This is a genomic window from Actinomadura sp. NPDC048955, from assembly GCF_040649435.1.
GTDB classification, from domain to species: Bacteria; Actinomycetota; Actinomycetes; order Streptosporangiales; family Streptosporangiaceae; genus Spirillospora; species Spirillospora luteofluorescens.
Window position 1 is genome coordinate 32618 of sequence record NZ_JBEZJI010000023.1, and the last position, 12510, is coordinate 45127.

Genomic DNA, 12510 nt, shown 5'->3' on the forward strand with positions numbered 1-12510 from the left:
GGCACCACCGGACCGCGCCGCCGGCGTGACGGACGCCGTTATCGCTGGACGACCCCGAGGTCGGGTTCGATGGTGATCGAGTCCAGGTTGACGTTGCCGTCGTCGTTCGGTCCGTAGACGAAGGTCAGCGGCGTGGACGGGGCGAGGCGGATCCCGGCCCGGTGCTCCGACCAGGTGTCCCAGGACGCGAGGTCGGGGAGCTGGAGCCGGACGGACTGCGTCCCTCCGGCCAGGGTCATGGTCCGTGTCGAGCCCATGCCGTTGGCGTAGCGGAGGCGGACCGTGTAGAGGCCCTCGGCGGTGACCGGGGCGTCGACCCGCACGCCGCTGTCCTTGGTCTTCAGGCAGGCCACGAAGCCGGTGCCGGTGTAGCCGGTGTGGTCGGTGCGCCGGCAGGCGCCGCTGACGAGCTGCGCGGTCTCCGCCTCGATCGTGCGTGGTTCGGCGGCGAGCGCCCGGCTCGCGGCGAGCAGGCCGGCCGCGACGTCCGGGGAGATCGGCGCTGCCTTGACCAGGGCGTCGAACCGGTCGAGGGCCTTCCTCATGCCCGCGGCGTCGCCCGCGGACGCGGCGTGGACCGCGGCCTTGACCTCGGCGGCGAGCTTGCCGGACAGGGCCGCGTCGACGGCCCGGTCGTCGGCCGCCGCCCGCACCTTGAGCGCGAGGGAGACGAGCCCCTCCGGTGCGCCGAGCCGGGCGGTGAGCCGGTCGTCGATCGCGGTGCGGGCCGGCGCGCTCACTTCGTCGAGCGGAAGGCGGTAGAGGGCGAGCCGCACGTCCTGCAGGGCCAGGAGGCGGCCGGTCGCGTCGCCCCGGCGGAGCATGGCCTCGCCCTTGACGATCGAGGGCTGGAGCTCGGCCGCCGCCGACGGGGTGAGCGCGCCGGACCGCCGCAGGTCCTGGACGAGTTCGAGCAGCGAACGCGTCTGCTCCACCTTGACCGGTTTGCCGTGCTCGCCCGCCGCGACCTGGAAGTCCCCGTCGGGCACCTCGGAGGCCGGCAGCGTCCACTCGACGGTCCGGGTCCCGCCACCTGCCACGCGCACGCGCTGGGGCTCGCCGGCGGCGCGGCCGTCGAGGAACACCCGGGCCTGGAATTCGGCCACGGTGCTGCCCTCGTTGGTGAGTGGGGCCTTCACGGTGAGCCGCTGGGTGTCCTGGTCCAGGACGGCCTCGGCGGCGCCGTAGTCCGCGCGGGGCGGGGCGTACCGGGAGAGGCCGCGGAGGTCGTCGGCGGTCGCGGGCCTGAGCTTGACCGCCTGACCGCCGCCGCCGACGAGTGACATCGACAGCCGGGTGGAGGACCTGACCAGCGTCTTGCGGATCTCGACGGGCAGCGGGTCGCCCTTCCAGGTGGTCTCCTGGGCGTCGGCGTAGGTCTCCGCCACGAACGTGCCGGGCGGCAGGAACGACAGCGGCACCTGGAGGGTCCGGTCGTTCTCGTCGGTGATCGCCCCGAGGTACCAGGTCCGGCCGCTGCGCCGGGCCGTCGTGGTGTGGTCCCCGATGGCGCTGTCCAGGACGCGGGTCTCATCCCACGTGGCGGGCATGTCCTTGAGGAACGCGAACCCGGGGTGGGCGGCGTAGTTCTCGGGGGTGTCGGCGAGCATCTGCATCGGGCTGAAGAACGTCGGATACAGGGCGAGCTGCGCGGCGGAGGTGGTCTGGACGCGGGTCCCGAGGCGGGCCGGGTCCCAGGTGACGTTGAGGACGCCGGGCGTGTAGTCGGCGGGCCCTCCCATGAACCGGGTGAAGGGGAGGATCGTGGCCTGCGCGGGCGGGTTGCCGCCCGCGCCCATGTAGTTGTGCTGCTCCATGCCCGCGACGCCCTCGCCCGTCATCATGTTCGGGTAGGTGCGCGCGAGGCCGGTGGGCTTGATCGCCTCATGGGCGTCGACCGTGATGCGGTGCCGGGCCGCCGTGTCGACCACCCGCTGGTAGTGCCGGACGGCCTCCTGGTCGTAGTGGCTGCGGTTCACCCCGCCGAGCAGGTACTTCGTGGCGTAGCCGGTCTTGATCGAGTGGATGCCGAGGGCCTCGTACCTGGAGAAGATCTTTTCCAGGTTGCGGTCGTAGTAGTCGACGTCGCCCCGGGTCTCGTTGTGCGCGATGAACCCGACGCCGTTGGCCTTGGCGTACCGCAGTACCTCGGGGAGGTCGAGGTCGGCCTGCGGGGTGAGGAAGTCCTGTCCGCTCCACGAGCCGCCGGAGTTGGTATTCCAGCCCTCGGCGAGCACGAACTTGGCGCCCGCCTGCTTGGCGAGGTCGATGTACTGCTTGACCCGCGCGGTGGTCGCGCCGTGGTTCGGCCCGGCGTTCCAGGTGGTGGCCCGCCGTTGCAGTTCCCACCAGACGCCGACGTAGGTCGCGGGCTCGATCCAGGACGTGTCGTCGCAGATGGCGCACGCGTCGTTGAGGTTCTCGATCAGGTGGGACTCGCCGAGGTCGCCGGGCCGCTCACCCGTGGTCAGGGTGCGCCAGGGGGTGGAGAACTCGCCGTTCAGCTTGGCCTTCGTGCCGTCGGGAAGGCTGATCAGGTCGCTGGAGAAGGCGCCGGGGCGTCCCGGCACCGCCTTCAGGGTCATGCTGGGGTAGTCGGTCAGGTCGGCCTCGTGCACCACCACGTAGGAGTCGGCGGCGGGCGAGGCGGTGATGGGCGTCTGCGCGGTGGGGACGCTGGACAGGGGCAGGTCGCGGTAGTGCTTCTCGTCGGCGGTCCAGTTGGTGCCGGCGGCGATCGACCAGCTCCTCGCGCCGGGCTCGAAGGCGAACTCGGTCTGCTCGGCGGTGACGGTGTAGGCGCCGAGGCCGGGCTGCCCGGGGAAGTGGTAGCGGAACCCGACACCGTCGTCGAACACCCGGAACACCAGGTCGAGCTTGAACCCGGTCCCGTCCTGCACGGCGTGGACGGTGAGCTCGTTCGCGTGGTTCCTGACCTTGCTGGACGTGCCCCAGACGGGCTTCCACGTCTCGTCGATCGTGCGCCGTTCGACGGACTCGATGGACATGTCCCGCGTGAGGCTGGGCCGTCCCGCGAGGTCCATGCCGAGTCCGGACGCGCCGACGAGGACCCTGCCGCGCTCCTTCACGCTGTAGGTGAGGCGCCCGTCGTCGGTGGCGACCGTCACCCGCAGGTCCCCGTCCGGGGACCGGACGGCCCGGGCGTCCTTCCCGGCGGCCTCGGCGAGTCCGCCCGAGGGGGCGGGCTCACCTGCGCGGGCCGGGGCCGCCGCGAGCGCTCCCGGAACCATGAGGGCCGCCGCCGTGACGAGCGATACCGCCCGTCTTCTTCGCCATTTCGTGCCTGCACGGCCCATCGCGTCTCCCTGGGGGTGGGGGTGGAACGCTCCACAACAGTTCGGTGATCGTAAGTTGGGCGAAACTCTATGGTCAACACTCTTAAAGGCCGATATTTTTAACATTCAGCGTTCTAATTCGCTATCGTCATCGGGTGCCCACCTCACCGAACACCAGGGTCGAACGCGGCAGGCGCGCGATCCTCGACGCGCTGAACCAGTCCTTCCCCGCGACCCGGCAGGAGCTGAGCCGCCGGACCGGGCTCGCGCCGAGCACGGTGGCGGGGATCGTCCGGGGGTTGCTGGCCGAAGGGCTGGTGCACGAGCACGCGGCCACCGAGCGCGCGGGCCGCGGCAGGCCGTCCTCCCCGCTGTCGCCGCACCGCCCCCCGGGGTATCTCGTCGGCATCGACTTCGGGCATACGCACGTCTCCGCGGCCCTCGCCTCGACCGCGCAGCAGGTCGTCGCCGAGGACCGGGTGCCCGTGGACGTCGACGGTTCGGCGGGCCACGCGCTCGACCGGGCGGGGGCCCTGGTCGCGGGCCTGCTCGACCGGTCGGGGGTGCCGGCCGGTTCGGTGCTGCGGACGGTGGCGGGGATCCCGGGGCCGATCAACCAGGCGACCGGCCGGATCCAGTCGGCCACGATCCTCGCGGGCTGGGCGGGTGTCCGGCCGCGGGAGGAGCTCACCGCCCGGCTCGGCGGCGAGGTGACGATCGCCAACGACGCGGAGCTCGCCGCGCTGGCCGAGCACACGCACGGGGCCGCCCGCAGCGTGTCGGACCTGATCTACGTCAAGGCGTCCCACGGCATCGGGGCCGGGCTGATCCTCGCGGGCCGCCGGTACACCGGGGCCTACGGGGCGTCCGGGGAGATCGGGCACACGCTGGTCCAGGAGGGCGGGGCGCAGTGCCGCTGCGGGCAGCGCGGCTGCCTGGAGTCGGTGGTGTCGATCGGCGAGGTGTGGCGGCAGCTCATCGCGGCGGGCCTGCCGCTCCCCGAGCAGCCCGACGAGCTTTCCCTGGACGCCCTGGTCGGCGATCCGGTGGTGGCCCGGATCGTCGCCGACGCGGGGCGCCGGCTCGGACGCGTCCTGTCCGACCTGTGCAACGCCCTGGATCCCGCGATGCTCGTCATCGGCGGTGAGCTCGCGACGGGCGGCGAGCCCCTCCTGGAGGGGATCCGCGAGTCGCTGCGCCGCTTCGCCCAGCCCGCGATCAGCGATCGGGTCCATGTCCGGTCCTCGGCCCTGGGCGCCCGGGCGGCGCTGGTCGGCGCGCTGGCCCTCGCCGCCACGGAGGCCATCGTCTGAAAGGCGAGGGGTGCGCTCGGCGCGGGCGTCCGGGCTGGCGGGCCTAGGGTGGGGCGGCATGACGCTGCGACTTGTCCAGGTGAACTTCAAGGCTCGCGACGATGCGGCGCTCGGCCGGTTCTGGGCGGAGGCGCTCGGCTGGGGCACCGACAGCGAGGCGCCCGGGGTGACCAACCTTGAGCCCGTGGGCTTCGACTGGCCAGACCCCACCGCCGTCTGCGTCGACCTCGTCACCGTGCCGGATCCCGAAACGGTGAAGGACCGCGTGCACCTCGATCTCGCCACCACTTCCGCGGCCCATCAGGCCGAGTTGGTCGCACGCCTGAAGGATCTCGGTGCGACGCCCGCGGATGTGGGCCAGGGCGATGTCCCGTGGACGGTCCTTGCCGACCCGGAGGGCAACGTGTTCTGCGTGCTGGAGCCTCGGGAGGTCTACCGGGACACCGGGCCGATCGCCGCGGTGGTCGTCGACTGCGCCGATCCCCGGGTCATGGCCCGGTTCTGGGGCGAGGCGATGGACTGGACCCTGCACGAGCTGACCGACGACCGTGCGGTGATGCGTGCCCCCGAGGGCGTCGGCCCGTATCTGGAGTTCCTCCGCACGCCCGCCGAGAGGACGTGGTGGAACCGCGTGCACCTCGACCTGCTGCCGTACGTCGTCGGCGACAAGGAGGTGGAGGTGGACCGGCTGCGGGGCCTGGGCGCCACAGACCTCGACGTCGGTCAGGGCGACGTGCCGTGGACGTGCCTCGCCGACCCGGAGGGCAACGAGTTCTGCGTCCTCGGCCGGAGCGCCGACGAAGCCTCGGCGTGAAAACCGCTTGAGCTTCCCTTCCGCGGTCCCGTAGGTTGCCCGCGGCTCCATCGCAGTGAAGGCAAAGGACAGAACCGCGTGACCCCGCCTGCTCTTCAGACCTGACATCTTCTTCCGCTCACCTGTAGCCGACGCTCCCGTCGGTCCTGCCGGGCTGCCCTTGCGCGCCCGGCCCTGCAGCGTTTGAGGCCGCGCGTAATCGGCCTCGTGTCAGGTCTAGAGAGCTCATGTCTTCACAACCTCATATCGTGCTGCCCTGGGTCGTCCGCCGGACCAGGCTGCCTCTGCTGTCGTCGCGGTGCGTGGACTGCGGGTCGCGGTCGGCCACCACCGGCGAGGGCAGGTTCCGCGTCAACGCCAACGGCAAGCTGCTGGACGTGTGGCTGCTGGTCCGCTGCGTCTCCTGCGATCGGACGGGCAAGGTCCCCGTCCACGAGCGGGCGCCGGTCAGATCCCTCGATCCGGCCGGGCTCCACGGCTACCGCGTCAACGATCCGGAGCTGGTGGCGTCCACGCTGCTGGATCCGCTGCTCGCCCGGCGCAACCGCTTCACCCTGGACTGGACGGGGGCGTGGCTGCTGGAGGCCCCCTCGCCGCCGCTCGACGAGGCATGGCCGGTCCAGGTGGAGGTGGTCTTCGAGGATCCGGTGCCGCTGCGCCCGGACCGGCTCATCGCGCAGGGGCTCGGCCTCAGCAGGAACGAGGCCCTGCGCCGGATCAAGTCCGAGACCTCGCTGCGCCGTCCGAGGAACACCGGCTTCACCTTCACGGTGCTGCCGAAGCGGTAGCGGGGATGGAGCCGGGCGGGTCACCCGGCCCGCCCGGCTTCTCCCTGCGAGCGCGGCCGCCGTGGGCGTGCTCAAGACGTTCGGGCCGGTGGTGGAACGCGCGCTGGTAGCGTCTGCGGCGTGCGTGACCGGTTCGAGGCGTCGTTGCCGGCGCGGTGGAAGGCGCCGCTGGTGGCGGGCGCGCTGGCGGCGCTGTCGCCGGTGCTGCTCCTGGCGCCCCGCGGGGTGCCGGCCGAGGCGGGGCGTCCGCTGGTGACGGCGCTCGTCGTCGTCCAGGCCGCGGCGCTGTGGTGGCTGGGCGCGCGGCCCGCCGTGGTCACCGCCGTCGCGGTGGTCTCCGGGGCTGCCCTGCAGTTCCTGGTTCCGACGGCCGGCCCGGGGATCGCGCTGGTCGTGCTGAGCACGTTCGCCTGGCTGCGGCCCGCGCGGACGTCGCTGTGGGCGGCGGCGGGAGCCGCCGCCGTCCTCGGCGCGACGGCCGGTGCCGGCGGGCACGGCGTCGCGGCGGTCCTGTGGCCGGTCGCGGCGGTGCTGGCCTGGAGCTGGGGCGCGCTCGGACGGGCGTGGGCGGCGCGGCGGCAGGCCGAGGCGCGCCGGGTGGTGCTGGAGGAGCGGGCGCGCATCGCGCGTGAACTGCACGACGTCCTGGCGCACACGGTGTCGGTGATGGTGGTGCAGGCCGCCGCCGCGGACGACGTGTTCGACAGCAGCCCCGAGAAGGCGCGGCAGGCGGTGCGGAGCCTGGAGGCGTCGGGCCGGGAGGCGCTGGTCGAGCTCCGCCGCTTCGTGCGCACCGTGCGCCTGCTGGACGGGGAGACCGCGGCGGTCCCCGAAGGCGACGCCCTGGTGCCGCAGCCGTCCCTGGCGGATCTGGACCGGCTCGCCGGGAGGGTGGAGTCCGCCGGGCTGCCCGTCCGCGTGGTGCTGGACGGCTTGGAGGACGCCGACGTCCCGCCGGGCGTGGCCCTGTCGGCGTACCGGATCGTGCAGGAGTCGCTCACCAACGCTCTGCGGCACGCGCGCGCGTCCGTCGCCGTCGTCACGGTTTGCGCGCGGGACGGCGGGCTGACCGTGGAGGTCCGCGACGACGGGACGGGCGGCCGGTCGGCCTGGACGGGCGGCTCCGGGCAGGGCGTCGCCGGGATGCGCGAGCGCGCGGCGCTGCTCGGCGGGACGCTGGAGGCCTCGCCGGACCCGGCGGGAGGGTTCCGGGTCCGCGCCCATCTGCCGCTGGAGGACACCGCATGACGATCCGGGCGCTGCCCGGGGTGCCCGCCTACGACCCCGGAGTGGTCCGGCCCCGTCCCTCCGTCTGAGGACGGAGGCCGCAGACCAATCCGCCGCCGGAGGTGCGGGGGCGGGTCGCGTCCCTAGCGTCGGGGCATGGTCCTTTCTCGAAACCGGCCGGCCCGGGCGGGCCGCGCGCAGCGGCGGCGGCAGCGGCGCGCCGCGCTGGCGCTGGTGCTCGTCGCGCCCGCCGTCGCCGAACTCACCCTCGGCTCGATCTCCGTGAGGATGCTGTGGCTGGTCGTCCTCTACGTGCCGATCTACGGGGCGGGGGTCCTGCTGATCCGCGAGGCGGTCCGCCGGACGGGCGGCGGGGCGGGCGCCCTGCTGCTGATGGGCCTCGCCTACGGGCTGGTCGAGGAGGGCCTGGCGTTGCAGAGCCTCACCAGCCCCCATCTGTACGGTGCCGCGGGCTGGGGGCCGAGGCCGTGGGGCGTCAACGCGCCCTACGCCGAGCTGAACCTGCCCTACCACGCGGTGTTCAGCGTCCTGCTGCCGGTCACGCTCGTCGAGTTGATGTTCCGCGACCTGGGCCGGAGGCCGTATCTGCGGCGCGGGGGGCTCGTCGGGACGGCCGCCGCGGCGCTGCTGGGGGTGGGGCTGCTGCGGGTGTCGGTGCCCCCGTCGCAGGACCCCGGCTACCTGCTGTCGGGGCGCGCCGCCCTGGTGGTCCTGGGGCTGGCGGCCGCGGCGGTGGCGGCGGCGCTCGTCCGGTTCCCGCGCCGCGCGGGCCGGCGTCGCGTCGGCGTGGCGGGTCCGGTCCCCGGTCTGTTCCGGCTCGGCGCCGTGTGCGCCGTGGCGGCCTTCGCCTTCCTGGCGCTGCTGTTCCCGTTCGCCGGCGCGCACCATTGCGCGTTCCTGCCCCGCGCGTGGGCGCCGCTGCCGATGGCGGCCGCGGCGGTGGTCGCCGCGGCCGCCGCCTGGGCGGTGCGCCGGTGGAGCGCGGCGGACGGTTGGACCGCGCGCCACCGGCTGGCGGCCGTGACCGGGGCGCTGGTCGCCCACACCGCCTTCGGTCTGGTGTCCCACACCCGCGACCCGCTCGACACCGCGGGCCTGGCCGTCATCGGGGCGGTGATGGTCCTGCTGCTGCACCGCCTCGACGACCGCCTCGCCGCCGGTCCCGCGGCGCCGATCCCCGATCACCGCTGATCGTTGTCGCGTGTCCGTGTGCTCAATCGGTGGGGTCGCCGAACCATTCGGCCAGGTGGCCGTCCAGGTCGGTCTGGTCGTCGCCGACCCATGCCACGTGGCCGTCCGGCCGCAGCAGGGCCGCGGGCACGTCCAGGTCCTCGCCGGTGTCGGTGACGTGGTCGACGCGGTCGGCCCAGCCCGCGGCCGACAGGCGCCCGGTCTGGTCGAGCAGCAGTCCGCGGCCGTCGTGCGTCAGTTCGTAGAGGCGGCCGCGCTTCAGGGCGACGTCCCGGAGGCGGCGGCCGACGAGCGGGTGCCCGCCGCCGAGGTCGTAGCGGACCCCGATCGCGATGATCTTCTCGGTCAGGTGCCGGTTCACCTCGTCGAAGTCCATCAGTTCCGCCAGCAGCGTCCGCAGGGCGAGGGGGCCCGGCTCGGTGGACAGCAGTTCCATCTGCGCGCGGGTGTTGACCAGCACGTCGGCGGCCACCGGGTGCCGCTCGGCGTGGTAGGTGTCCAGCAGTCCCCGCGGCGCCCGGCCGCCGACCTCGGCGGCCAGTTTCCAGCCGAGGTTGAACGCGTCCTGGATGCCGAGGTTGAGGCCCTGCCCGCCGGTGGGCGGGTGGATGTGCGCGGCGTCGCCGGCCAGCAGCACCCGTCCGGCGCGGTAGCGCTCGGCGAGCCGGGTGGCGTCGCCGAAGCGCGACAGCCAGCGCGGTGAGTGGACGCCGAAGTCGGTGCCGGCGACCGCCCGGAGGCGGCGCTTGAAGTCCTCCAGGGTCGGCGGGGCCGTGCGGTCCTTCGCCACGCCCTCGGCGGGCACGAGGACGCGGTGGACGCCGTCGCCGATCGGTCCGACGCCGAACCGCTTCTGGGTCTCGCGGACCTCGGCCGTCACGGCGGCCACCTCTTCGGGCGGTGCGGTCACCTTCATCTCGCCCAGGAGCGTGTCGACCCGGGAGGGTTCGCCGGGGAAGCCGATGCCGAGGAGTCCGCGGACCGTGCTGCGGCCGCCGTCGCAGCCGACGAGGTAGCGCGCTCGCAGCCGCGTGCCGTCGGCGAGTTCGGCGGTCACCCCGTGCTCGTCCTGGCTCACCCCGGCCACCTCGTGGCCGCGGCGGATCTCGGCGCCGAGTTCGGCGGCGCGTTCGGCCAGCAGCCGATCGGTGACGGGCTGCGGGATGCCGAGGACGTAGGGGTGGGCGGTGTCGAGCCGGGCGGGCGCGGGCTTGCGGATGCCGGCGAAGAAGCCGCCGAGCGGGTGCTTGGTGCCGTGTGCGAGGAACCGGTCCAGCAGGCCGCGCTGGTCCAGCACCTCGATGCTGCGCACGTGCAGGCCGAGCGCGCGGACGAACGGGGGCGGCTCGGTCTCCTTTTCGAGCACGAGCACGCGCACCCCGTGGAGCCGCAGTTCGGCGGCCAGCATCAGGCCGGTCGGCCCGCCGCCGACCACGATCACGTCGATCATGAGTCCCCGTTCGCGAGAGTGTTCGCCGGCCGGCTGCCCCGGCGGCGCGCCGGTGCGCGCCGCGTCCCGTTCACGCAGGTACCGGCCTCGGCCGACGATTCTGGGGGACGACCCGGGTCTTGCCGCAAGCCCCCCGGCCCGCTATAAGTTGAAAATGGAGGGAGTGAGTTCGTCCTCCTTCCCACGCCGCGCGGGAGCGCGGTACCCGGTGGTGCCTGTTTTCCCCGCCCGGGCCTTTCTCGATTGATAATCTCAACGTTGAGATTGTCGCGGGAGGGTGGGCATGGCGGACGCGGTGGACGCGATCCTGGCGCAGTGGGGCCGCGAGCGTCCCGACCTGGACGTGTCGGCGATGGGCGTGGTCGGGCGGATCTCGCGGGCGCAGTCGCTGCTCGGCCGGGAGCTGAAGGAGTTCTTCGCGGCCCGCGGGCTGGAGAGCTGGGAGTTCGACGTGCTGGCGACGCTGCGGCGGCACGGCGCCCCCTACGAGCTGACGGCGGGGGCGCTGCTGCGGGCGGCGATGGTCACCTCGGGGGCGATCACCAACCGGATCGACCGGATGGAGGCCAAGGGCCTGGTGGAGCGGGTGCGCGACACCGGTGACCGGCGGTCGGTGCGGGTCCGGCTGGCGCCGCGCGGCCTGGAGATCGTGGACGAGCTGGTCGGCCTGCACGCAGCCAACGAGGAGCGCCTGCTGGCGGCGCTGTCGCCGGCCGAGCGCGGGCACCTGGCCGCCGCCCTGCGCACGCTGCTGGAGTCGCTCGGCGACACGACCCTCGGCTCCCCGCCCGGCGAACCCTGAGGTCCCCGGCCGCACGGGCGGGCGGCCCGGCCTCTCACACCGTGGTCAGGGTGCGGTGAAGGGGCGGATGGCGCGGGTGGCGCGGTCGGCGATGGCGGCCAGGTGGCCGGCGAGTTCGGGCGGGTCCAGCAGTGTGTAGTCGATGGGCAGCAGGGTGACGCGGTAGGCCAGGAAGCGCATCGAGTCCGACCGGGTGTGCAGGAGGCAGGTGCGGTCGCCTGCGGGTTCCAGGACGCCCTGCCAGGCGGTGACGTGCTCGGCGGCCTCCTCGACGGGGGCGTGCAGCAGCAGCCGGGCCCGGATCGTGCCCGATCCGCCGGCCAGGGCGTCCATGGCCCAGGCGGCGGCGTCGGCGCCGCCGGGCAGGCGGAGTTCGGGGCCGCGCATGCCGGTGCGGTGCGGGTCGGTGACGCGGTCGACGCGGAAGGTGCGCCAGGCGGCGCGGTCCTCGTCGTGGGCGACCAGGTACCAGCGGCGGCCGGCGGTGACGAGGCGGTGGGGCTGGGCCAGCCGGCGGGTGCCGCGGCCGTCGGCGGCGGTGTAGGTGAAGCGGACCTTCTCGCGGGTGAGGCAGGCCGCGGCGAGCAGGGCCAGGACGGAGGGGTCGGCGGCGGGCGGGGCGCCGTCCTGCGGCGGGAGGGGCACGGCGGCCTCGGTGAGGGCGGCGACGCGGTGCCGCAGCCGGTGGGGGAGGACCTGTTCGAGCTTGGCCAGGGCGCGCAGCGAGGTGTCCTCGATGCCGGTGACGGCGGCCGCGGCGGCGGTGCGCAGGCCGATCGCGACGGCGGTGGCCTCGTCGTCGTCCAGCAGCAGCGGCGGCATCGCGGCGCCGGCGGTGAGCCGGTAGCCGCCGGCGCTGCCGTGGGTGGCGTGGACGGGGTAGCCGAGCTCGCGCAGGCGGTCGACGTCGCGGCGGATGGTGCGGGCGGTGACGCCGAGCCGCTCGGCCAGCTCGGTGCCCGACCACTCGCGGGGGGTCTGCAGGAGGGACAGCAATCGCAGGAGCCGTCCGGACGGATCGCGCATGACATCCATCCTGCCGGGCCACTAGGACATTGGGTGACCTATTGGCCGTCTAGCGTCGTGGGTGTCGGGGCCGGAGCGTCCGGTTCCCGGTGATCGGAGGCACGACATGCTGCGGGGATTCGCGACCATCAGCTTCTGGGCGGACGACGTGGAGGCGGCCAAGGACTGGTACGCCGAACTGCTGGGAATCCAGCCGTACTTCCGTGTCGCGGGCCCGGACGGCGGCGCCGCCTACTACGAGTTCCGGGTGGGCGACTACGAGCACGAGCTGGGGTTGATCGACGCCCGGTACCGTCCGGGAGGGCCGCCGGCGGGTCCGGGCGGGGCGGTGACGTTCTGGCACGTGGACGACCTGGAGGCGGCGGTGGAGCGGCTGCTGGCGATGGGCGCGCGGCCGCACGAGGAGATCACCGAGCGGGGCGAGGGGACGGGGTTCGCGACCGCGTCGGTGGTCGACCCGTTCGGCAACGTGCTGGGCGTGATGTCCAACCCGCACTATCTGGAGGTGCTGGCCAAGGCCGCCCCCCGCTGACGGTGCCGGGCCGGGCCGGCCCGCCGGCGGGGGCGGCGGGCCGGGGCGGG

10 protein-coding genes are annotated in these 12510 nt (G+C 74.1%); 7 read left to right on the forward strand and 3 right to left on the reverse strand.

Translation table 11 applies throughout. The features are described 5' to 3' along the window. Nucleotides 1–38: 38 nt before the first annotated feature. Nucleotides 39–3251: a glycoside hydrolase family 97 catalytic domain-containing protein gene (locus tag AB0C84_RS22155; protein ID WP_361069307.1), complete on the reverse strand. Its 3213-nt coding sequence runs from the start codon at nucleotides 3249–3251 to the stop codon at nucleotides 39–41. Between the two features lie 200 nt (nucleotides 3252–3451). Between AB0C84_RS22155 and AB0C84_RS22160 the strand changes: the two genes are divergently transcribed. The 5 genes from AB0C84_RS22160 to AB0C84_RS22180 all read left to right on the forward strand — a co-directional run bounded on the left by AB0C84_RS22160 (nucleotide 3452) and on the right by AB0C84_RS22180 (nucleotide 8650). Beyond that, complete coding sequence (locus AB0C84_RS22160; protein ID WP_361069310.1) at nucleotides 3452–4609, forward strand: ROK family transcriptional regulator; 1158 nt, start codon at nucleotides 3452–3454, stop codon at nucleotides 4607–4609. Between the two features lie 58 nt (nucleotides 4610–4667). Further along, nucleotides 4668–5423, forward strand: coding sequence for a VOC family protein (locus tag AB0C84_RS22165; protein WP_361069313.1), 756 nt, complete (start codon nucleotides 4668–4670; stop codon nucleotides 5421–5423). Between the two features lie 248 nt (nucleotides 5424–5671). Next, nucleotides 5672–6211: a DUF1062 domain-containing protein gene (locus tag AB0C84_RS22170; protein WP_361069316.1), complete on the forward strand. Its 540-nt coding sequence runs from the start codon at nucleotides 5672–5674 to the stop codon at nucleotides 6209–6211. Nucleotides 6212–6331: 120 nt separating this feature from the next. Further along, complete coding sequence (locus tag AB0C84_RS22175; RefSeq protein ID WP_361069319.1) at nucleotides 6332–7459, forward strand: sensor histidine kinase; 1128 nt, start codon at nucleotides 6332–6334, stop codon at nucleotides 7457–7459. A 135-nt stretch (nucleotides 7460–7594) separates the two neighbouring features. Next, complete coding sequence (locus AB0C84_RS22180) at nucleotides 7595–8650, forward strand: hypothetical protein (protein WP_361069322.1); 1056 nt, start codon at nucleotides 7595–7597, stop codon at nucleotides 8648–8650. 22 nt (nucleotides 8651–8672) lie between these two features. Here AB0C84_RS22180 and rox read toward each other — a convergent pair whose 3' ends face one another. Next, nucleotides 8673–10100, reverse strand: a complete 1428-nt coding sequence (rox, locus tag AB0C84_RS22185) for a rifampin monooxygenase (protein ID WP_361069325.1) — start codon at nucleotides 10098–10100, stop codon at nucleotides 8673–8675. A 283-nt stretch (nucleotides 10101–10383) separates the two neighbouring features. Between rox and AB0C84_RS22190 the strand changes: the two genes are divergently transcribed. Continuing rightward, complete coding sequence (locus tag AB0C84_RS22190; protein WP_361069328.1) at nucleotides 10384–10902, forward strand: MarR family transcriptional regulator; 519 nt, start codon at nucleotides 10384–10386, stop codon at nucleotides 10900–10902. 45 nt (nucleotides 10903–10947) lie between these two features. Here AB0C84_RS22190 and AB0C84_RS22195 read toward each other — a convergent pair whose 3' ends face one another. Further along, complete coding sequence (locus AB0C84_RS22195) at nucleotides 10948–11928, reverse strand: WYL domain-containing protein (protein WP_361069331.1); 981 nt, start codon at nucleotides 11926–11928, stop codon at nucleotides 10948–10950. 106 nt (nucleotides 11929–12034) lie between these two features. On the opposite strand from AB0C84_RS22195, the gene AB0C84_RS22200 reads away from it, so the two are divergent. Beyond that, nucleotides 12035–12460 carry a VOC family protein gene (locus AB0C84_RS22200; protein WP_258939731.1) on the forward strand — a complete coding sequence of 142 codons (426 nt, stop codon included), beginning with the start codon at nucleotides 12035–12037 and terminating at the stop codon, nucleotides 12458–12460. Nucleotides 12461–12510 lie beyond the last annotated feature (50 nt).

What these genes read in the sequence shown, in the direction of transcription:
- AB0C84_RS22155 (WP_361069307.1), bottom strand. Translation starts at nt 3,251, where the DNA reads ATGGTTCCGGGAGCGCTCGCGGCGGCCCCGGCCCGCGCAGGTGAGCCC.
- AB0C84_RS22165 (WP_361069313.1), top strand. Translation starts at nt 4,668, where the DNA reads ATGACGCTGCGACTTGTCCAGGTGAACTTCAAGGCTCGCGACGATGCG.
- AB0C84_RS22180 (WP_361069322.1), top strand. Translation starts at nt 7,595, where the DNA reads ATGGTCCTTTCTCGAAACCGGCCGGCCCGGGCGGGCCGCGCGCAGCGG.
- rox (WP_361069325.1), bottom strand. Translation starts at nt 10,100, where the DNA reads ATGATCGACGTGATCGTGGTCGGCGGCGGGCCGACCGGCCTGATGCTG.
- AB0C84_RS22190 (WP_361069328.1), top strand. Translation starts at nt 10,384, where the DNA reads ATGGCGGACGCGGTGGACGCGATCCTGGCGCAGTGGGGCCGCGAGCGT.
- AB0C84_RS22195 (WP_361069331.1), bottom strand. Translation starts at nt 11,928, where the DNA reads ATGCGCGATCCGTCCGGACGGCTCCTGCGATTGCTGTCCCTCCTGCAG.
- AB0C84_RS22200 (WP_258939731.1), top strand. Translation starts at nt 12,035, where the DNA reads ATGCTGCGGGGATTCGCGACCATCAGCTTCTGGGCGGACGACGTGGAG.